Here is a 20,277-nt window from a genome sequence, read left to right on the forward strand (position 1 = left end):
ATTTATTCCAGACATGACGCATAACCATCCCGCCCCCCTGCTCGTCGAACTGCTGACCGAAGAGCTGCCGCCGAAGGCCCTCGCGCGCCTCGGCGACGCATTCGCCGAAGGTCTCGCGCAACGCCTCGCGGCGCGCGACCTCGTCGAAGGCGAACTCGTGTTCGAACGCTACGCCACGCCGCGCCGCCTCGCCGTCGTCGTGCAGAACGTGCGCGCCGTCGCGCCTGAAAAGCAGGTCCGCGAAAAGGTCCTGCCCGTCTCGGTCGCGCTCGACGCCGAAGGCAAGCCGACGGCCCCGCTCGCGAAGAAGCTCGCGGCGCTCGGTCACCCGAACCTGTCGATCGCCGATCTCGAGCGCGCGCAGGACGGCAAGGCCGAAGCGTTCTTCGTCAATTACTCGGCAGCCGGCGCGACGCTCGCCGACGGCCTGCAGGCAGCGCTCGACGAAACGCTCGCGAAGCTGCCGATCCCGAAGTTCATGACCTACCAGCGCCCGGACGGCTCCGACGTGAAGTTCGTGCGCCCGGTGCACCGCCTGACCGTGCTGCACGACGATCGCGTCGTGCCCGTGACTGCGTTCGGCATCGACGCCGGCGACACCACGCTCGGCCACCGCTTCCTGTCCGACGGCCTCGTCGCGATCCAGCATGCGCACGCGTATGCCGACACGCTGCGCGACAAGGGCCGCGTGATCGCGCACTTCGCCGATCGCCGCGAAACGATCCGCACGCAGCTGAACGAACACGCGAACGGCGACACGGTCGTGATGCCCGAAGCGCTGCTCGACGAAGTGACGTCGCTGGTCGAATGGCCGGTCGTCTATCCGTGCCGCTTCGAGGACGAATTCCTGCAGGTGCCGCAGGAATGCCTGATCCTCACGATGCAGACGAACCAGAAATACTTCGCGCTGACCGACGTCGGCGGCAAGCTGCGCTCGCGCTTCCTGATCGTGTCGAACATCGACACGAAGACGCCGGGCGAGATCATCGAAGGCAACGAGCGCGTCGTGCGCCCGCGCCTCGCCGACGCGAAGTTCTTCTTCGAGCAGGACAAGAAGAAGCCGCTCGCCGACCGCGTGCCGCTGCTCGCGAACGTCGTCTATCACAACAAGCTCGGTTCGGCGCTCGCGCGCGTCGAGCGCCTCGAAGCGCTGGCCGGCGAGATCGCGCCCGCGATCGGCGCCGACGCCGCGCACGCGAAGCGCGCCGCGCGCCTCGCGAAGGCCGACCTGCTGACCGACATGGTCGGCGAGTTCCCGGAACTGCAGGGCACGATGGGCACGTACTACGCGCGTCACGACGGCGAGCCCGACGACGTCGCGCTCGCGTGCGCCGAGCACTACCAGCCGCGCTTCTCCGGCGACGCGCTGCCGACCACGGCGGTGTCGACCGCCGTCGCGCTGGCCGACAAGCTCGAGACGATCGTCGGCATCTGGGGCATCGGCCTCGCGCCGACGGGCGAAAAGGATCCGTTCGCACTGCGCCGCCACGCACTCGGCGTGCTGCGCCTGCTGCTCGAGAAGCAGCTGCCGCTCGACCTCGTGGCGCTGCTGCGCACGGCCCATGCGCGCTTCGAAGGCGTGCCGGGCGTCGCCGAATCGACCGACGCGATCTTCGCGTTCTTCATGGACCGCCTGCGCGGCCTGTTGCGCGAACGCGGCTACTCGGCCGGCGAAGTCGACGCGGTGCTGAGCCTGAACCCGACGCGCGTCGACGATCTCGTCGCGCGCCTCGACGCGGTGCGCGAATTCACGCGCCTCGCGGAAGCCGAAGCGCTCGCGGCCGCGAACAAGCGGATCTCGAACATCCTGAAGAAGTCGGAAGGCGGCGCGAACGGCACGGTGCAGCCGACGCTGCTCGTCGAGCCCGCCGAAAAGGCGCTGCACGAACAGCTCGAGGCCGTGACGCCCCACGTGCAGTCGCAGCTCGAGGCACGTGCGTACACGGGCGCGCTGTCGGCGCTCGCCGCGCTGCGCGCACCGGTCGATACGTTCTTCAACGACGTGATGGTCAACGCCGAGGACCCCGCGCTGCGCGCCAACCGTCTCGCGCTGCTGTTCGCGCTGCATCAGCAGATGAACTGTGTCGCCGACATCTCGAAGCTCGCCGCATAAAGGCCGAACGATGCCGATCAGCCCCAACCGCAAGCTCGTCGTCCTCGACCGGGACGGCGTGATCAACGTCGATTCGGACGCGTTCATCAAGACGCCCGACGAATGGATCGCGCTGCCCGGCAGCCTCGAGGCGATCGCACGGCTCAACCACGCAGGCTATCGCGTGGTCGTCGCGACCAACCAGTCCGGCATCGGCCGCGGGCTGTTCGACATGGCCGCGCTCAACGAGATGCACCAGAAGATGCATCGCGCGGCGGCCGCGGTCGGCGCGCGCATCGACGCGGTGTTCTTCTGCCCGCACGTGTCGGAAGATCGTTGCGAGTGCCGCAAGCCGAAACCCGGCATGATGCAGATGATCGCCGAGCGCTTCGAGATCGATCCCGGTCACACGCCGGTCGTCGGCGATTCGCTGCGCGACCTGCAGGCCGGCGTCGCGGTCGGCTTCCGGCCGCACCTCGTGCTGACCGGCAAGGGCAAGAAGACGCTCGCCGCGGGCAATCTGCCGGACGGCACGAAGGTCCACGACGACCTGCGCGCGTTCGCGCTCGACTTCCTTTCACACGAACACGAGTGATGCGGCCGCCGCGCGCATCCTCCTTACAACCAGACCCACGCCGATGCGCTTCGTCCGCTCCCTGCTGCTGCTGATCTACTTCATCCTGTACACGGTGCCGTACGCCACCGCGTGCTTCATCGCGTTCCCGTTCATGCGTCCCGACGCGCGCTACTGGATGGCGGCCGGCTGGTGCAAGTCGACGCTGTGGGTCGTGCGCTGGCTGAACGGCATCCACTACCGGATCGAAGGGATGGAAAACCTGCCCGACGGCCCGGCCGTCCTGCTGTCGAAGCACCAGTCGGCGTGGGAGACGCTCGCGTTTCCGGCGCTGATGCCTAAGCCGCTCTGCTACGTGTTCAAGCGCGAACTGCTCTACGTGCCGTTCTTCGGCTGGGCGCTCGGGCTGCTGCACATGGTCAACATCGACCGCAAGGCAGGCAAGAACGCGTTCACGTCGGTGATCCGCCAGGGCAAAAAGCGCCTGTCGGAAGGCGCCTGGATGATCATGTTCCCGGAAGGCACGCGCACGCAGGTCGGCAAGCAGGGCAAGTACAAGACGGGCGGCGCGCGCTTCGCGATCGAAACCAATACGCCGGTCGTGCCGATCGCGCACAATGCAGGTCGTGTGTGGCCGCGCAATTCGTTCACGAAATTCCCGGGCGTCGTCACCGTGTCGATCGGCAAGCCGATTCCCGTCGAGGGCAAGACGCCCGACGTATTGAACTCGCAGGTCGAAGCGTGGATCGAAGCGGAAATGCGCCGCATCGATCCCGATGCATATCGCCAGCCGGGCAATGCCGGCACGCGCGATGCCGCGCGCGTCTGAATCACCCGGATTGCAGCCGTTGCGAACGACGAAACGAAGCGAACTGATGAAAAAGCGTCCGCGGCCACGGCCTGCCGTCGTGGCCCTCGATCATCGCCAGATGGACCTGCCGCTCTTCGACGGGCCGGCAGCAGCCGCGCCGGCAGCGTCGGCGCCCGCCGCGCCGCCCACGCCACCTGAAGCGGCTGCGGCGCCCGCGGTGCCCACCGCGCCGCTCGATCCAGGCCCTCCGCGCGATCGCTCCCGCATCCGTACGTTCGCACTCGACAGCCGCGTGCTCGAATACCGGCTCAAGCGCTCCGCGCGCCGCACGATCGGCTTCACGATCGACGGCAGCGGCCTGTCGATCACCGCGCCGCGCTGGGTCACGCTCGCCGACATCGAAGCGGCGATCGCCGAGAAGCAGCGCTGGATCTTCGCGAAGCTCGCGGAGTGGAAGACCCGCACCGAGCAGCGCGCGCTGCCGCAAATCGACTGGCGCGACGGCGCGCAACTCCCGTATCTCGGCAAGACGATCACGATCGCGCTCGGCGCGGGCGCCGTCGCATTCGACGCCGACGCGCTGCGGCTGTCGCTGCCGCTGCCCGTGCAGGCGGACATGCAGCAGATCAAGGATCGCGTGCAGGGCTGGCTGCAGGGCGAAGCGAAGCGGATCTTCGGCGAACGTCTGGTGGTCTACGCGGAAAAGCTCGGCGTCACGTATTCGATGTATGCGCTGTCGTCGGCCGCGACGCGCTGGGGCAGCTGCTCGAGCGACGGCAAGATCCGGCTGAACTGGCGGCTGATCCATTTCCCGATGTCGATCGTCGACTACGTCGTCGCGCACGAGCTGTCGCACCTGCGCGAAATGAACCACAGCCCGGCCTTCTGGCAGACCGTCGAATCGATCTTCCCGGAATTCCGCGAAGCACGGCACACGCTCAAGCATCACCCGCCCGAACTGCTGCCGTCGCTGTAACGCGATCAGTCGCACCCACAATGCAAACGGGCGATGCGGATTCCTCCGCATCGCCCGTTTGCGTTGCCGGCGACGCCCATCGTGCGCCGCGAGCCGCTCATCCCGCGCTCAATGCGCTTTCTTCTGGATGAACTCGATCTTGTAGCCGTCCGGATCCTCGACGAATGCGATCACGGTCGTGCCGTGCTTCATCGGGCCCGCTTCGCGGGTCACCTTGCCGCCTTGCGCCTTGATTTTGTCGCAGGCCGCGTACGCGTCGTCGACTTCCAGCGCCAGGTGGCCGAAGCCGTTGCCGAGATCGTAGGACGGCGTATCCCAGTTATGGGTCAGCTCGATCACGGTGCCCGTGCTTTCCGCTTCATAGCCGACGAACGCGAGCGTGAACTTGCCTTCCGGATAATCCTCGCGACGCAGCAGCTTCATGCCGAGCAATTCGGTGTAGAACTTGATCGAGCGGTCGAGATCGCCGACTCGCAGCATCGTATGCAGCAAACGCATGTGTTGTACTCCTGTGGGGACTTTCCAGAGCCGGAAATTCTACCGGAGTCACGTGAATCTCGCCGCCGGCGCCGCGTCTGCCGCCGACTGATACCGCGCATCCGCGCAATGGGCCCGACGCCCGTGCGCCGGTGGAAGCCACCCCGTTCGACGATTCCCGCCCTCCCGGCCGATCGGGTAACATCCTCCCACTTCGCACCAGAAGCGGGCATGCCGGCCGCCGCCGGAACGCGACCACCACCCATTCAGCCACACTGCCTGCCGTGCGAAACCGCCGATTCGGGCGTGCCGGACACGCCGTCCGTCCGCCGCTGCCCCTGCCAATGTCCGTGCCCCTTCCCCGCCGCATCGGCGAGGTCCGCCGATGACCGCGCTTGCCGGCTCGCCCGTGCGCCGCGCGCTCGACACGCGCGCCATCGGCGTGATGCTGCTGCTGTGCGCGATCTGGGGCTTCCAGCAGGTCGCGATCAAGAGTACGAACGCGGCGATCCCGCCGATGTTCCAGGCCGGGCTGCGCTCGGTGATCGCCGCGCTCCTGCTGTGGGGGTGGGCGCACTCGCGCGGCACGCCGCTGTTCCGCGCGGACGGCACGCTCGGCGCGGGCATCGCCGCCGGCGCGCTGTTCGCCGGCGAGTTCATCTGCGTGTTCTTCGGGCTGACGCTGACGAGCGCATCGCACATGGCGATCTTCCTGTACACGGCACCGTGCTTCACGGCGCTCGGCCTGCACCTGTTCACACCGGGCGAGCGGCTGCAGCGCATCCAGTGGGCCGGCGTCGGCCTCGCGTTCGCCGGCATCGCGCTCGCGTTCGCGGACGGCTTCCTCAAGCCGCGCGCGCCCGGCGCATCGGTCCTCGCGGGGCTCGCCGGCGACGCACTCGGGATCCTCGGCGGCGCGATGTGGGCCGCGACGACGGTCGTCGTGCGCTCGACGTCGCTCGCGCGGGCCAGCGCGAGCAAGACGCTGTTCTACCAGCTCGCGGTCTCGGCCGTCGTGCTGGTGGCGCTCGCCGCGCTGCTCGGCCAGATGTCGTTCGCGCAGGTCACGCCGGTCGCGCTCGCGAGCCTCGCTTACCAGTCGGTGATCGTCGCGTTCGTCAGCTATCTGTCGTGGTTCTGGCTGCTGACGCGCTACAGCGCGTCGCGGCTGTCCGTGTTCACGTTCCTGTCGCCGCTGTTCGGCGTCGCGTTCGGCGTGCTGCTGCTCGGCGAATCGGTCGGCTGGCGCTTCATGTCGGCCGCCGCGCTGGTGCTGACCGGGATCGCGCTCGTCAACGCGCCGCCGCGCCGCCGCGCGTAACACGGCGCGGCCGCGGTCCGTCATCGACGAAAGCGACGAAATCGACGAAAGCGGATCGGGAAAATAAAAAGGCTGCCCGTCGGGACAGCCTCATGAACCTCGAGCCGGCGCGCGCCGCGCGCGTTGCCCGGGAGTTACCCGGAACTTGCCGTTACTCCGCGCCCTTGCGCACGGCCGCCAGCGCCTGCGCGACACCGACATATTCGGCCACGCTCACATCCTCCGCGCGTCGCGCGAGATCGAAGCCGAGCCCGTCGAAATCGATCGTCTCGCGGTAGTCGCCGAGCGTATTGCGCAGCATCTTGCGGCGCTGCGAGAACGCGGCCGTGACGACTTCGCCGAGCAGCACCGGATCGACGTCCGGCAGCTCGTGCGGTTCGTACGGAATCATCCGGACGATCGCCGAATCGACCTTCGGCGGCGGCTGGAACGATTCCGGCGGCACGTCGAGCATCTTCTCCATCACGTAGCGATACTGCAGCATCACCGACAGCCGCGAGAACGCCTTCGTGCCCGGCTCCGCGACCATCCGTTCGACGACTTCGTTCTGCAGCATGAAATGCTGGTCGATGACCGCATCGGCGAACGTCATCAGGTGAAACAGCAGCGGGCTGGAAATGTTGTACGGCAGGTTGCCGACGATCCGCAGCGACGGCTTGTCGCCGGGTGCCGCGAGCGAGCGGAAGTCGAACGCGAGCGCGTCGCCCGCGTGCAGCTCCAGCAGCGGGCCGAAGCGCTGCTGCAGGCGACCGATCAGGTCGCGGTCGAGTTCGACCGCATGCAGCGGCGACTCGGGCGTCGCGAGTCGCGCAATCAGCGGCTCGGTCAGCGCGCCGAGCCCTGGGCCGATCTCGACCATTCGCTGGCCGCGCGCGGGGCCGATCGTCGTGACGATCGAGTCGATCACGCCGTGATCGACGAGGAAGTTCTGCCCGAAGCGCTTGCGCGCGAAGTGGCCTTGGTGCTGTCTGCTGTTCGACATCGACTGAGAAAAACGAAAAATACGACGAGTTAGGTCAGGCCTGCGCCTGTGTGCGTCACGACGCGCGGCGATGGCGCGCCATCGCGACGGCCGTGTCGAGGGCGGCGACCATGCTGCCCGGATCCGCGCGGCCCGTGCCGGCCAGATCCAGTGCGGTGCCGTGATCGACCGACGTGCGGATGATCGGCAACCCGAGCGTGACGTTGATGCCCTCGCCGAACGTCGCATACTTCAGCACGGGCAAGCCCTGATCGTGGAACATCGCGAGCACGCAATCGGCGCCCTCGAGATGGCGCGGCTGGAACAGCGTGTCGGCCGGATACGGGCCGCGCGCGTCGATGCCCTGCCCTTGCGCGCGTGCGAGCGCCGGAGAGATCACGTCGATCTCCTCACGCCCGAGATAGCCGTTCTCGCCCGCGTGCGGGTTGAGCCCCGTCACGAGGATGCGCGGCGCCGCGAGACCGAAGTCGCGCCGCAGGTCGCGATCCACGATCGCCAGCGTCTCGACGAGCCCGTCGATCGTCAGCGCGGCCGACACGTCCTTCAGCGGCAGGTGCGTGGTCGCGAGCGCGACGCGCAGCGGCCGCTCGCCCGTGCCCGCCAGCATCATCACGACGCGCGGCGTGTGCGTGCGCTCCGCCAGGTATTCGGTATGGCCGGTAAACGGCACGCCGGCATCGTTGATCGTGCTCTTCTGCAGCGGTGCGGTGACGATCGCGTCGAACCGGCCCGCCAGCGCGCCGTCGATCGCGGCATCGAGCAGTCCGAGCACGTAGCGGCCGTTGACCGCGTCGAGCTTGCCCGCCTGCGCGAGCGCGGCGAGCGGATGATGCTCGACCGACACCGGCCCGCCGCCGGCGAGCAGCGCCCGGTCGGCCCCGACGGCCGCCGCGCGCGCGTCGAGCAGCGCGGCGTCGCCAAGCACGGTGAAATGCGCGTCGGGCCAGCGCCGGGCGGCATCCTGCAACGCCTGCACGGTCAGCTCCGGGCCGACACCCGCGGGTTCGCCGGTCGTGATCGCGATCTGCAGCGCGGATGCCGTCATGTGAAGCTCGCTCAGTTCGCCGGGCCGACGCCGCCGATCTTGTACTGCACGTAGGACGAATCGCGCAGCTCGCGCAGCCAGTCGGCATACGCCTGCTCGGCCTTGCGCTGGCCGATCGCCTGGCGTGCGATATCCATCTGCTGCTGCACCGAGCCTTCCGCCTCGCGGCGATCGATCACCTGGATCAGGTGATAACCGTACTCGCTACGCACCGGCTGGCTGATCTGGCCGTCCTGCAGGTTGTTCATCGCGCGCTCGAATTCCGGCACGGTCTCGCCCGGGCTGATCCAGCCGAGATCGCCGCCCTGCGACGCCGAACCGTCCTGCGAGTAGGTGCGCGCGAACTTCGCGAAATCGCCGCCGGCCTCGACCTGCCGGCGAATGTCCTGCAGCTGCTGACGGGCCTGGCCTTCCGACTTGCCCTCGCCGACGCGCAACAGGATGTGGCGCACGTGCGTCTGGACGATCTTCGGTGCCGCGGCGCTCGCGCCCTGGCTTTGGCGGCGGTCGACGAGACGCACGATCTCGAAGCCGTCCGGCACGCGGATCAGCGTCGGGTTGACCTGGCCCGGGCGCAGCTTCGATGCGGCGTCAACGACTTCGGGCGGCAGCGCACCCGGCGCCTTGAAGCCGAGGTCGCCGCCCTTCTTCGCGTCGTTCGCTTCCGAATTGTTCTTCGCGAGCTTCTCGAAATCGGCGCCCGACGTGGCCTGCTGCAGCAGCGCTTCGGCCTTCTTCTGTGCGACTTCGATCTCGTTCTGCGGCGCGTTGGTCGGCGCCTTGATGAAGATGTGCTGGAAGCGCAGGTCCTGCTGCTGCGACGCGCTCGGCCCGCGCTGGCTCGCGATGTAGTTCACGACCTCGGCGTCCGACACGGTGATCTTGCCGTCGACCTCGCGCTCGCGCAGCTTCGACAGCATCAACTCGGTGCGGGCGTCGCTCGTGAACACGCTCCAGGGCACGCCTTGCGCCTCGAGACGCGCGCGATACTGTTCGAGCGTCATCCCGTTCGCCTGCGCGAGGCGCTGCAGCGTGGACTGCACGGTCGCATCGTCGATACGGATCCCGTCGTCCTTGGCCTTCTGCACCTGGATGCGTTCGAGGACCATCTGGTTCAGCACCTGCGCACGCAACTGGTCGGCCGGCGGCACGGGTGCGTTCTGCTGCTGCAGCCGGCGCGCGATCAGGCCGACGCGCTGGTCGAGTTCGCGACCCGTGATCACGTCGTTGTTGACGACCGCGACGACTTCGTCGGCGAGCTGCGCGCCTCGCGAACCAAGCGCCTGCGCCGCGGCCGGCGCGGCGGCGAGCAGCGCGGCGGACGCGGCGAGGCTGGACACGACTGCCGCGAAACGAAGGGTTTTCTTCATTGCCACTGATACTCCATTGAAATCGTGCTGACCGGTGCAGACAAGCCGGCGTTACTCGTAGTTACTGAAGCGGGACATCGGCGGCGGCGCGGACGGCAGCGGCGTATAGCCCGGCACCCCGGCGCGGAATGCCGCCACCAGACCGTTGTCGATGCTCGACAGCCCCTTCAACGTCAGCTGCATCATGAATCGCGTCGACGAGTTCTGCTGCCCCGACGAGTTCACGCCGTTCGCGAACCGCTGGGCACCGACGCCGAGCGCCCAGCAATCCGCGTCGTATTGTAAGCCGAGCAGACCGTCGACGACCCGGTTGGCGGCCAGGTCGTAGTTGAAGCGGCCGACCGCGTACAGGCGACGCGTGAGCGGCCATTGCGCGGACACCAGGAACTGGTTGATCGGCTGGTTGTCGAGCGTCGTGTTCGCCCGCGTATAGCGGTAGCCGACGTTGATCACGCGGCGCTCGCCCGGGCTGTAACCGAAACCGATGCTCGACTTCACGAGCTGGTTGTTGTTCTGGTTGTACTGGAACGCCGTTTCCGACATGAAGCCGGAGCCGAGCTTCAGCGCGGCCCCGACGATCAGGTCCGAGTGGCGCGCCTGCACGGCGGACTGCCCCGAGTTCAGCGTCACGCGCTGATCGGCGAAGTAGTACTGCTGCGCGATCACGAAGCGCGCGCGTTCGTCGCCGGTGCGCGGATCGATGAAGCGCGACGTGAGGCCGGCCGTGATCCGGTTCGCGTCCGCGATCCGGTCGTTGCCGACGAACGTGTTCGGCTGGTAGATCTCCGCGAGGCCGAAGTCCGATTCCGCGGTGTCGAACAGCGGCGCGTTCGACTGGTCGCGATACGGCGTGTACACGTAGTACAGGCGCGGCTCGAGGGTCTGGATGAAGTCCTGGCCGAACAGGCGCACCGAGCGGTCGAAGATCAGGCCCGTGTCGAAGCTCACGGTCGGGATCGACTCGGTGAAGCGCTTCGGGCTGTTCGGCGTGCTCGACGACAGGTAGTTCAGGTCGTACGACGCGAAGTGGTACTGGACCTTCGGCACGACGAAGTAGCCGGGGCCGTACACGCCGTACGCGATGTACGGGTTGAAGACGATCCGGTCGCCTTCGGTCGCATCGGCGGTCGTGATGCGGAACCGCGAATAGTCGGCTTCCGCGCCGAAGTCGAAGCCGCCGACATTGTACTTCGTGTACTTCACGTTCAACTGCGGCTCGCGACTGTACGGCGCGATCGACGGCGGCAGCGTCTGCCAGTGCTGGTAGCGCGCGAGCACCGACCACGGGCCGTTGTTGTACGTGAGCCCGGCTTCCTGCTGGTACAGCGTCTGCGTGCCGTTGATGAACTCGTTCGTCGACCCGAGATCTTCCGGATACGTGTTGTCCGAGACCTTGTTGAAGTAGACGTAGCCGCCGAAACCGCCGCCGAAGTTCTGCTGGTGCTGCCAGTAGATCGCGTAGCGGTTGCGGTGCGCGAGCCGGTCATCCGGCAGGTAATTGGCCGTCAGCGTGCCCGAATACGTCGGCGACAGGTAGCGGAACGTCGCTTCGGTCTGCACGCCGCGCCGCGAGATGATGCGCGGCGTGATCGTCAGGTCGCGGTTCGGCGCGATGTTGAAGTAGTACGGCAGCGTCAGCTCGAACCCGTTGTTCGAGTTCATCGAGAACGTCGGCGGCAGCAGGCCGCTGCGCCGCTCGCCCGACAGCGGGAACGTCAACCACGGGCTCGCGAAGATCGGCACGCCCTGGAAGAACAGCACGCCGTTGCGCACGGTGCCTTCGTCGGCACCCGTATCGAAGTCGAAGCGGCTGCCCTTGATGTACCACGCGGGGTTCGTCGAGCACTGGCACGCGGTGTAGGTGCCATTGACGAACACCGAGCGCTCGCTGTCGAGCAGGTCGACGCGCTCCGCGCTGCCGGACCCGCCCGTCACGTTGAAGTGATACTTCGGCGCCGTCATGACGCCCTGGTTCGCCTCGACCTTCAGATGCGCTTCGGGGCCCGCGAACGACGTGCCGCCGTTGATCACCCGGACCTGGCCGTACGCATCGGCCATGTCGGTATCCTGATCGTAGTGGAGCGCGTCGGCCTTCACGACGGCGTCGCCGCGGCGCAGCTCGGCCGAGCCCTTCGCGGCCAGGTCCTGCTCGGCCGTGCCGCTCGTATGGTCGGCAATCACGAAGGCGGCCGGCTTCGCGCCGTCCTTCAGCGGATGATCCTCGAGCTGCGGGGCGAGACGCAGATCCCACGGCGAGTCGAGCGGCTGCGGCTGCGCGGCCGCGCCCGACAGCTGCGCGTACGACACGGCCGGCACGAGGCCCGGCACGGCCAGGAGCGCGAGCGCGAGCCGCCGTTTGCGCGGCGCCCCGTCACCGGGGAAAACATTCGGGAATAGCGGTTTGGGCGGCATCTATCGTTTGGCGAATCGCCCCTTGTCAACCGCACCTGCTGCACATTCGCGCGCGGCGGGCCACGCCGTCGCACCGCGACTGCGGCTGAGCGCAAACCGGGGAGGCGATCGGGCGGACGGCGCGACAGGCGGCGGGCCTGCGCGGCGCAAGCTGACGCGGGGCGCGTCAAAAAAGTCGTGGGGTATTATATGGCAAGACGTTCCCCCCTCCGCCGAGTTTCATGACGCCCCCATCCGCCGCATCCCAGCCCGACGCCCGCCTCGAAGCACTGACCGCGTGGCTGCGCCCGCTCGCCGAGCGCTTCGCCCTCGACCTGTCGACCCTCGCACCCGCGTCGTCGGACGCCAGTTTCCGCCGTTATTTCCGTGTCGCGTCGGCCACGCGCCCCGGCGGCTCGCTGATCGCGGTCGACGCGCCGCCGCCCGAGAAGTGCCGTGAATTCGTCCAGGTCGCGCAGCTGCTCGCCGCGGCCGGCGACCACGTGCCGGACGTGCTGGCCCACGATTTCGACGCGGGCTTCATGCTCGTGACCGACCTCGGCCGCACGTCGTACATCTCGGTGCTCGATCCGGCCGATCCGGTCGTGGCACGCCCGCTGATGCGCGACGCGCTCGATGCGCTGATCCGCTTCCAGCTGACGTCGCGACCGGACGTGCTGCCGCCGTTCGACGAGGCGTTCCTGCGCCGCGAGATGGAGCTGCTGCCCGAATGGTTCGTCGGCCGGCACCTCGGCAGGCCCGTCACCGACGCGATGCGCGGCACGCTCGATCGCACCTTCGCGCTGCTGGTCGCGAGCGCCCATGCGCAGCCGCAGGGCTTCATGCTGCGCGATTTCATGCCGCGCAACCTGATGGTCTGCGAGCCGAACCCGGGCGTGCTCGACTTCCAGGACGCCGTGTACGGGCCGCTGACGTACGACGTCGTGTCGCTGCTGCGCGACGCGTTCATCAGCTGGGACGAGGAGTTCGAGCTCGACTGCTTCGCGTACTACTGGGAACGGGCGAAGAAGGCCGGTCTGCCGGTCGATCCGGACTTCGGCGAGTTCTACCGTCAGCTCGAATGGATGGGGCTGCAGCGCCACATCAAGATCCTCGGCCTGTTCGCGCGCATCAACTACCGCGACGGCAAGCCGCACTACCTGAACGACCTGCCGCGCTTCGTCGCCTATGCGCGCAAGGTCGCGCTGCGCTACCGCCCGCTCGTGCCGTTCGCGAAGCTGCTCGACGAGTTCGAGGGCAAGGGCGCGGCCGACGTCGGCTATACGTTCTGACCGCTCTCACATTCAGCCGAACAACATGAGCACTACCCTGACCACGGCGATGATCTTCGCCGCCGGGCGCGGCGACCGGATGCGCCCGCTGACCGACGCCCGCCCGAAGCCGCTGCTCGAAGCCGGCGGCAAACCGCTGATCGTCTGGCAGATCGAAGCACTCGCCCGCGCGGGCATCGAGACGATCGTGATCAACCACGCGTGGCTCGGCGAACAGTTCGAGGCGACGCTCGGCGACGGCTCCCGCTGGGGCGTGCGGCTCGCGTATTCGGCCGAAGGCGAAGCGCTGGAAACCGCCGGCGGCATCGCGCAGGCGCTGCCGCTGCTCGAGCGCGACGGCCGGCCCACGGTGTTCGCGGCGGTCGCGGGCGACGTGTACTGCGCGTTCGACTACCGGACGCTCGCCGCCCGCGCCGCTCAAATGGCCGCGCTCGACGCGCCCGCGATGCATCTCGTGATGGTGCCGAACCCGCCGTTCCATCCGGCCGGCGATTTCGTGCTCCGCGACGACGGCCGGCTCGCGCTCGCCGGCGCCCCACGCGTCACGTTCGGCAGCATCGGCGTGTACGACACGCGGATGTTCCGCGACATCGTGCCCGGCGCGCATCGGCCGTTGTCGCCCTACTTCAGGGCGACCATCGAGGCCGGCCGCGCGACCGGCGAATTGTATGAAGGTATCTGGGACAACGTCGGCACGCCCGCGCAGCTCGGCGAACTCGACGCGCGGCTGCGCGCCGCGGGCTGAGCGTTTCGCGGCCGACCGCCGAGCCATCCGGCGGTGACCGCGCAACGCCGCCCGATACCGGAGCGCCGGCAAACCACCCGTTCCCGCCGCGCGCGGGCAGCCCCGCTCACGCGGCCTCGGCCGCCTCTCCGCCCGCCGCCGCGCGCTGTTGCTGCAGCGCCCACATCTGCGCATAGAGGCCGTCCGCGCGCACGAGTTCGTCGTGGGTGCCGCGCTCGACGATCCGCCCGTGGTCCATCACGAGAATCTGCTGTGCATGCACGACCGTCGACAGCCGGTGCGCGATCACGAGCGTCGTGCGGTGTCGCGCGATCTGCTCGAGCTCGTGCTGGATCGCGCGCTCCGAGCGTGAATCGAGCGCCGACGTCGCCTCGTCGAACAGCAGCACCGGCGGATCCTTCAGCAGCGTGCGCGCGATCGCCACGCGCTGCTTCTCGCCGCCCGACAGCTTCAGCCCGCGCTCGCCGACCGGCGTGTCATAGCCCTTCGGCAAGCTCTCGATGAAGTCGTGGATGTGCGCGGCGCGCGCGGCCGCGATCACTTCGTCGCGGCTCGCGGTCGGCCGGCCGTACGCGATGTTGTAGTAGATCGAATCGTTGAACAGCACGGTGTCCTGCGGCACGATCCCGATCGACGCGCGCAGCGAGTCCTGCGTGACGTCGCGGATGTCCTGGCCGTCGATCCGGATCGCGCCGCCCGCCTGCCGGTCGAGATCGTAGAAGCGGAACAGCAGGCGCGACAGCGTCGACTTGCCGGAACCGCTGTGACCGACCACCGCCGTCGTCGTGCCCGCGTCGATCGTAAACGTCACGTCGTGCAGGATCTGCCGCGACGCTTCGTACGAGAAGTTCACGTGCTCGAAGCGCACCTGCGCGCCGGCCACCGCGAGCGGCCGCGCGTCGGGCGCGTCCGGGACTTCCTTCGCGGCCGACAGCAGCCCGAACATCCGGTCCATGTCGGTGAGGCTCTGCTTCAGCTCGCGATACACGACGCCGAGAAAATTCAGCGGAATGTACAACTGCAGCATGAACGTGTTGATCAGCACGAGATCGCCGAGCGTCAGCTTGCCTGCCAGCACGCCCTGCGTCGCGCGCCACAGGATGAACACGAGCCCGGTGCCGATGATCGCCTGCTGGCCGAAGTTCAGCACCGACAGCGAGTTCTGCGAGCGGATCGCGGCCTTGCGGTAGCGCTTCAGGTTCTCGTCGTAGCGCTGCGCCTCCCACTCCTCGTTGCCGAAGTACTTCACCGTCTCGTAGTTGATCAGCGAATCGATCGCCCGCGAGTTCGCGCGCGAATCGAGCTCGTTCATCGTGCGGCGAAAGTGCGTGCGCCAGTTGGTGACCTTCACGGTGAACACGATGTACGTGACGAGCGCCGCGAACGTCACGTACGCGTAGTACGCCTCGTACTTGACCACGAAGAAGCCGAGCACGAGCCCGACCTCGACGAGCGTCGGCAGGATGCTGTACAGCGAATAGGAAATCAGCTGCTGGATGCCGCGCGTGCCGCGCTCGATGTCGCGCGACATGCCGCCCGTCTGGCGTTCGAGATGGAAGCGCAGCGACAGCCCGTGCAGATGCCGGAACACCTGCAGCGCGAGCTGGCGCACCGCGCTCTCGGTGACCTTCGAGAACAGGATCTCGCGCAGCTCGGTGAAGAGCGACGTCGACAGCCGCACGAACGCATACGCGACCACCAGCAGGCCGACGCCGCCCGCGAGCACGATGCCGGCCGACTGCTCGGCGCGGCCGAGCGCGGTGAGCTGCTGCACGGCGGACAGGTGATCGACGATGCGCTTCATCACGACCGGCACGCCGAGGTTCGCGACCTTCGCGCCGATCAGGCAGCCAAGCGCGAGCGCGACGCGCCATTTGTAGGTGGCCAGGTACGGCAGCAGCGACCGGATGGTCTGCCAGTCGTTGCGTGGCCCGGTCGGAGCCGGCGCGGGCTCGCCGGAAGCGGAATATCGGCGCATGGGGGGAAGGATCGGCGGTGCTGCCGGACGCGTGCTGCGGCGGCCGACTCGCCCGCTTTCTCGTACAATTTGCGAACGTTGTATTGTCGCAGAAGCCGCTTCGCGCCGCTGCCGGCGCCCTCGCCGGCTGGGCTGCGCGCGGCGGCGCATTTATTACAGGATGAAAGCCCCCGCCATGACCGATTCGACCCTCGAACTTCCGCAAAACCAGCCCGCGCTGCGCGTCGTCCCGCAACCGCACGACGCCAACGTCCACGGCGACGTGTTCGGCGGCTGGATCATGTCGCAGGTCGACATCGCCGGCTCGATCCCCGCGAGCCAGCGGGCGAACGGCCGCGTCGCGACGGTCGCGGTCAATTCGTTCGTGTTCAAGCAGCCGGTGTTCGTCGGCGACCTGCTGAGCTTCTACGCGACCATCACGCGCACCGGCAACACGTCGGTGACGGTCGACGTCGAGGTGTACGCGCAGCGCATGCGCCTGATGGGCGAAATCGTGAAGGTGACCGAAGCGACGCTCACCTATGTCGCGACCGGCCCCGACCGCAAGCCGCGTCAACTGCCGCCGCTCTGATCCGCACGCGCCGCGCCGCGGCGCCGCATGCGGCGCTCCCCGGGGCCCGTCAGTGCGTGGCCGTCAGCCCGAACTCCCGCATCGCCGGCAGGAAGTCGTGATTGAGCTTCGGCTTGCGCGACAGCTTCATCAGCACGTAGCGCTGGAACGGCGCGAGCCGCTGCCACTGCGCGAGCGCGGGCGCCGGCAGCCCGGCCAGCGCGCTCTGCTGCACGAGCGCGTCCGGCACCGTGTCGGTCGCGCGCCAGCTCGGCTGCTCGTCCGGCTGGAACCACGAGGGTTCGAGATCGGCATGCGTGCGCAGCATTTCGAACAGCGCGTGATCGAAATTGGGCTCGATCAGGGTGTCGTCGTCGGCCGGAAAGCGCGCGAGCAGCTTGCGGTCCTCGAGCGGCAGCAGTTGCCACTGCTCCAGTGAAATCCACAGACCGAAGCGGTCGAGATTGAAACGCACGATCATCGGAATGTACGTCAGGTTTTCCGACGAATCGTGTTCGAAATTGAATAGCAGCGGAGCGTCGCTGAGTCCCATGGTCATTACCCGAGTGGCGGATGCCGGCGCGGCCGGCCTGCCTGGGGTATTTTAGAACCTCTGCGCGCAAGCGGCGGACACGATCGTCGCCGCCCCTGCCTCGAATCAACGGGAGTGCTCGTGAATCCGACTGAAACAGAAGAACCGCGCGGCGCGATCGAGCTGTCCGTGCGCCGCACGCGCGGCGGCGCGGTCGAGACCGCCCACGACTACGTCGGCCAGGAATGGCCGGTCGCGCTGGTCTTCAACGGCATCTCGCACGCGGTGATGATGTGCACGCCGCGCGACCTCGAGGCGTTCGCGGTCGGTTTCGCGATCTCGGAAGGGATCGTCGAACGCGGCAGCGACATCAAGGACATCGACGTGATCCTGCACGTCGACGCACCGCTGCCGCACGCGGAGGTGCATCTGGAGGTCGTCCAGCAGGCGTTCGCCGCGCTGAAGGATCGGCGCCGCGCGCTCGCCGGGCGCACCGGCTGCGGCGTGTGCGGGATCGAAAGCATCGACCTGCTCGATCTCGCGCCCGAACGGGTGCCCGACACCGGCTTTCTCGCGCGCCTCGCGCCCGACGCGCTCGCGCGCGCGGCCCACGCGCTGCCGGCCCATCAGGCCCTCACGCGGCTCACCGGCGGCCTGCACGCGGCCGCATGGTGCGACGCAACAGGCACGATCCGGATGGCGTTCGAGGATGTCGGCCGCCACAACGCGCTCGACAAGCTGATCGGCTCGCTTGTGCTGGCACGCGCCGACGCGACCGACGGCTTCGTGTTCCTGTCGAGCCGGGCAAGCTACGAGCTCGTGCGCAAGTCGGCGCGGGTCGGCATCCCGATGGTCGCGACGATCTCCGCGCCATCGTCGCTCGCGATCGAGATCGCAAAGGCGGCCGGTCTGCGGCTCGTCAGCTTCTGCCGCGAAACCGGCCACGTCGATTACGGCACGGCCTGACGCCGGCCATCCGGGCGCGCCGGCGGGTCGGTGCCGGCGCGGCCCGCCGCGTCAGTCGAACTGACGGAAATCCGGCTTGCGCTTCTCGAAGAACGCCGTCATCGCCTCGCGCGCTTCCGGCGCGCGCAGCATCGTGGAGAAGTGGCCGGCTTCCTCGGCCATCCGCGCGGCAACCGCGACCCCGCCCGTATCCTTCAGCAGCGCCTTCGTCACGCGCAGCGACGACGCCGGCAGCGCCGCGAGCTTCGCGGCCTGCTTCGCCGCGAATGCGTCGAGCTCGGCGGCCGGCAGCACGCGATTCACGATGCCGATCCGGTGCGCTTCCAGCGCATCGAACGCTTCGCCGAGCAGCAGCTTCTCGGCCGCGACCTGATGGCCGGCCAGACGCGGCAGCAGCGCGCTGGATGCGGCTTCCGGGCACAGCCCGAGCTGCACGAACGGCAGCGAGAACGTCGCGACGTCGGCCGCGTAGACGAGGTCGCAGTGCAGCAGCATCGTCACGCCGACGCCGACCGCGACGCCCGGCACCGCGGCGACGATCGGCTTGCTTGCCTGGCTGATCCGCGCGAGAAACTGAAACACCGACGCGCTCTCGTCCTTCGGCGGCGTCTTCAGGAAATCCTCGAGATCGTTCCCCGCGCTGAAGTTGCCATCGCTGCCGCGCAGCAGGATCACGCGGATCGCCTTGTCTTCCTGCGCGTCGGCGAGCGCATCGGCCATCGTCTGGTACATCGCCGCCGTCAGCGCGTTCTTCTTCGCCGGGCGTGCGATCGTGATCGTCATCACGCCGTCGGCGCGTTCCACTTGAATTTCGGCCACAACCGTCTCCTTTGACTTCCTCTACCGGAATGAAAAAACGGTGCGCGAGCTCGTGGCCCGCGCACCGTCGTCGCTTGTCGTCGCGTCCCGCTTACAGGCGTTCGATGATGCCCGCCGCACCCATGCCGGTGCCGACGCACATCGTGACCATCCCGTACTTCAGGTTGCGGCGGCGCAGGCCGTGCACGACGGTCGCCGCGCGGATCGCGCCGGTCGCGCCGAGCGGGTGGCCGAGCGCGATCGCGCCGCCGACCGGGTTGACCTTCGACGGGTCGAGGCCGAGATCGCGGATCACCGCCAGCGACTGCGCGGCAAATGCCTCGTTCAGCTCGATCCAGTCGAGATCGTCCTGCTTCAGGCCCGCGGCCTTCAGCGCGGCCGGAATCGCTTCCTTCGGACCGATGCCCATGATTTCCGGCGGCACGCCGCGCACCGCGAAGCTCACGAAGCGCGCGAGCGGCGTCAGGTTGAATTCCTTGAGCACCTTCTCCGACACGACGAGCAGCGCACCCGCGCCGTCCGACGTCTGCGAGCTGTTGCCGGCCGTGACCGAGCCCTTGTTCGCGAACACCGTGCGCAGCTTCGCGAGGCCTTCGATCGACGTATCCGCGCGCGGACCTTCGTCGAGCGCGATCTCGCGCGTCTTCACGTCGACTTCGCCCGTCGCGAGGTTCGGGAAACGCTCGGTGAGCGTGTACGCGGCGATTTCGTCGCCGAACTCGCCAGCCTGCTGCGCGGCGAGCGCCTTGCGGTGCGATTCGACCGAGAACGCGTCCTGGTCTTCGCGACTCACCTTCCACTGCTCGGCGACGCGCTCGGCGGTCAGGCCCATCCCGTACGCGATACCGAAGTCTTCGCTGCGATCGAAGATGTGCGGCGACATCGACGGCTTGTTGCCCATCATCGGCACCATGCTCATCGATTCGCAGCCGCCCGCGAGCATTGCGTCGGATTCGCCGACGCGGATGCGGTCGGCCGCCATCGCCAGCGCCGTGATGCCCGACGCGCAAAAGCGGTTGACCGTCACGCCGCCGACCGTCTGCGGCAGGCCCGCGAGCAGCGCGCCCATCCGCGCGACGTTCAGGCCCTGCTCGGCTTCCGGAATCGCGCAGCCGATGATCGCGTCCTCGATCAGCTTCGTGTCGAAGCCGGGCACCTGCGCGACCGCCGACCGGATCGCGTGAACCAGCAGCTCGTCGGGACGCGTGTTCTTGAAGACACCGCGCGGGGCCTTGCCGATCGGGGTGCGGCTGGCGGCGACGATGTATGCATCTTGCAGTTGTTTGCTCATTTGAAACTCCTTGGCCTGTCGACCAGAGTTGGCGCTTCAGCGCTTACTCTGGTCCCATGCTATGC

At 68.1% G+C, this 20,277-nt stretch carries 18 protein-coding genes; 9 read left to right on the forward strand and 9 right to left on the reverse strand.

Annotation, left to right across the window (positions count from 1 at the left end; translation table 11 throughout):
• Nucleotides 1–13: 13 nt before the first annotated feature.
• From glyS to LMA02_RS13925, 4 genes are read left to right on the forward strand one after another with little or no spacing between them, the layout of a single operon-like run.
• The gene (gene glyS / locus LMA02_RS13910) at nucleotides 14–2,113 is read left to right on the forward strand and encodes a glycine--tRNA ligase subunit beta (protein WP_228905630.1); all 2,100 of its coding nucleotides are present in this window, start codon (nucleotides 14–16) and stop codon (nucleotides 2,111–2,113) included.
• A 10-nt stretch (nucleotides 2,114–2,123) separates the two neighbouring features.
• Entirely contained in the window at nucleotides 2,124–2,687 is a 564-nt protein-coding gene (gene gmhB, locus LMA02_RS13915; RefSeq protein WP_228905635.1) for a D-glycero-beta-D-manno-heptose 1,7-bisphosphate 7-phosphatase, read from the forward strand.
• Nucleotides 2,688–2,730: 43 nt separating this feature from the next.
• The gene (locus tag LMA02_RS13920) at nucleotides 2,731–3,495 is read left to right on the forward strand and encodes a lysophospholipid acyltransferase family protein (RefSeq protein ID WP_228905637.1); all 765 of its coding nucleotides are present in this window, start codon (nucleotides 2,731–2,733) and stop codon (nucleotides 3,493–3,495) included.
• 46 nt (nucleotides 3,496–3,541) lie between these two features.
• Nucleotides 3,542–4,453, forward strand: a complete 912-nt coding sequence (locus tag LMA02_RS13925; RefSeq protein WP_228905642.1) for a M48 family metallopeptidase — start codon at nucleotides 3,542–3,544, stop codon at nucleotides 4,451–4,453.
• 108 nt (nucleotides 4,454–4,561) lie between these two features.
• Here the strand turns inward: LMA02_RS13925 and gloA are convergent, their stop codons facing one another.
• Nucleotides 4,562–4,951, reverse strand: a complete 390-nt coding sequence (gene gloA / locus LMA02_RS13930) for a lactoylglutathione lyase (RefSeq protein WP_006751482.1) — start codon at nucleotides 4,949–4,951, stop codon at nucleotides 4,562–4,564.
• A 364-nt stretch (nucleotides 4,952–5,315) separates the two neighbouring features.
• Here gloA and LMA02_RS13935 point away from each other — a divergent pair, with 364 nt between their 5' ends.
• The gene (locus tag LMA02_RS13935; RefSeq protein WP_228905644.1) at nucleotides 5,316–6,251 is read left to right on the forward strand and encodes a DMT family transporter; all 936 of its coding nucleotides are present in this window, start codon (nucleotides 5,316–5,318) and stop codon (nucleotides 6,249–6,251) included.
• Nucleotides 6,252–6,402: 151 nt separating this feature from the next.
• Here LMA02_RS13935 and rsmA read toward each other — a convergent pair whose 3' ends face one another.
• From rsmA to LMA02_RS13955, 4 genes are read right to left on the reverse strand one after another with little or no spacing between them, the layout of a single operon-like run.
• Complete coding sequence (gene rsmA / locus LMA02_RS13940) at nucleotides 6,403–7,233, reverse strand: 16S rRNA (adenine(1518)-N(6)/adenine(1519)-N(6))-dimethyltransferase RsmA (RefSeq protein WP_175730439.1); 831 nt, start codon at nucleotides 7,231–7,233, stop codon at nucleotides 6,403–6,405.
• A 55-nt stretch (nucleotides 7,234–7,288) separates the two neighbouring features.
• Nucleotides 7,289–8,278, reverse strand: a complete 990-nt coding sequence (gene pdxA, locus LMA02_RS13945) for a 4-hydroxythreonine-4-phosphate dehydrogenase PdxA (RefSeq protein ID WP_228905647.1) — start codon at nucleotides 8,276–8,278, stop codon at nucleotides 7,289–7,291.
• Between the two features lie 11 nt (nucleotides 8,279–8,289).
• Complete coding sequence (locus tag LMA02_RS13950) at nucleotides 8,290–9,648, reverse strand: peptidylprolyl isomerase (protein ID WP_228905648.1); 1,359 nt, start codon at nucleotides 9,646–9,648, stop codon at nucleotides 8,290–8,292.
• A 51-nt stretch (nucleotides 9,649–9,699) separates the two neighbouring features.
• Nucleotides 9,700–12,060, reverse strand: a complete 2,361-nt coding sequence (locus tag LMA02_RS13955) for an LPS-assembly protein LptD (RefSeq protein WP_228905650.1) — start codon at nucleotides 12,058–12,060, stop codon at nucleotides 9,700–9,702.
• Nucleotides 12,061–12,281: 221 nt separating this feature from the next.
• Here LMA02_RS13955 and LMA02_RS13960 point away from each other — a divergent pair, with 221 nt between their 5' ends.
• Entirely contained in the window at nucleotides 12,282–13,331 is a 1,050-nt protein-coding gene (locus tag LMA02_RS13960; RefSeq protein ID WP_228905652.1) for an aminoglycoside phosphotransferase family protein, read from the forward strand.
• Nucleotides 13,332–13,356: 25 nt separating this feature from the next.
• Complete coding sequence (gene murU, locus LMA02_RS13965) at nucleotides 13,357–14,076, forward strand: N-acetylmuramate alpha-1-phosphate uridylyltransferase MurU (protein WP_228905653.1); 720 nt, start codon at nucleotides 13,357–13,359, stop codon at nucleotides 14,074–14,076.
• Between the two features lie 106 nt (nucleotides 14,077–14,182).
• Here murU and LMA02_RS13970 read toward each other — a convergent pair whose 3' ends face one another.
• Entirely contained in the window at nucleotides 14,183–16,054 is a 1,872-nt protein-coding gene (locus LMA02_RS13970; RefSeq protein ID WP_228905654.1) for an ABCB family ABC transporter ATP-binding protein/permease, read from the reverse strand.
• Nucleotides 16,055–16,229: 175 nt separating this feature from the next.
• On the opposite strand from LMA02_RS13970, the gene LMA02_RS13975 reads away from it, so the two are divergent.
• Complete coding sequence (locus LMA02_RS13975) at nucleotides 16,230–16,625, forward strand: acyl-CoA thioesterase (RefSeq protein WP_105785017.1); 396 nt, start codon at nucleotides 16,230–16,232, stop codon at nucleotides 16,623–16,625.
• A 49-nt stretch (nucleotides 16,626–16,674) separates the two neighbouring features.
• On the opposite strand, the gene LMA02_RS13980 is transcribed toward LMA02_RS13975, so the two are convergent.
• Nucleotides 16,675–17,157: a nitrate reductase associated protein gene (locus tag LMA02_RS13980; protein ID WP_228905655.1), complete on the reverse strand. Its 483-nt coding sequence runs from the start codon at nucleotides 17,155–17,157 to the stop codon at nucleotides 16,675–16,677.
• 114 nt (nucleotides 17,158–17,271) lie between these two features.
• Between LMA02_RS13980 and fdhD the strand changes: the two genes are divergently transcribed.
• Nucleotides 17,272–18,102: a formate dehydrogenase accessory sulfurtransferase FdhD gene (gene fdhD, locus LMA02_RS13985; RefSeq protein WP_228905656.1), complete on the forward strand. Its 831-nt coding sequence runs from the start codon at nucleotides 17,272–17,274 to the stop codon at nucleotides 18,100–18,102.
• Between the two features lie 51 nt (nucleotides 18,103–18,153).
• Here fdhD and LMA02_RS13990 read toward each other — a convergent pair whose 3' ends face one another.
• Nucleotides 18,154–18,921, reverse strand: coding sequence for an enoyl-CoA hydratase (locus LMA02_RS13990; protein ID WP_228905657.1), 768 nt, complete (start codon nucleotides 18,919–18,921; stop codon nucleotides 18,154–18,156).
• Between the two features lie 91 nt (nucleotides 18,922–19,012).
• On the reverse strand, nucleotides 19,013–20,212 hold the full coding sequence (locus tag LMA02_RS13995; protein WP_175672433.1) for an acetyl-CoA C-acyltransferase: 1,200 nt from the start codon (nucleotides 20,210–20,212) through the stop codon (nucleotides 19,013–19,015).
• Nucleotides 20,213–20,277 lie beyond the last annotated feature (65 nt).

This window comes from Burkholderia sp. B21-005 (genome assembly GCF_020843965.1).
In the GTDB taxonomy this organism is placed as follows: domain Bacteria; phylum Pseudomonadota; class Gammaproteobacteria; order Burkholderiales; family Burkholderiaceae; genus Burkholderia; species Burkholderia ambifaria.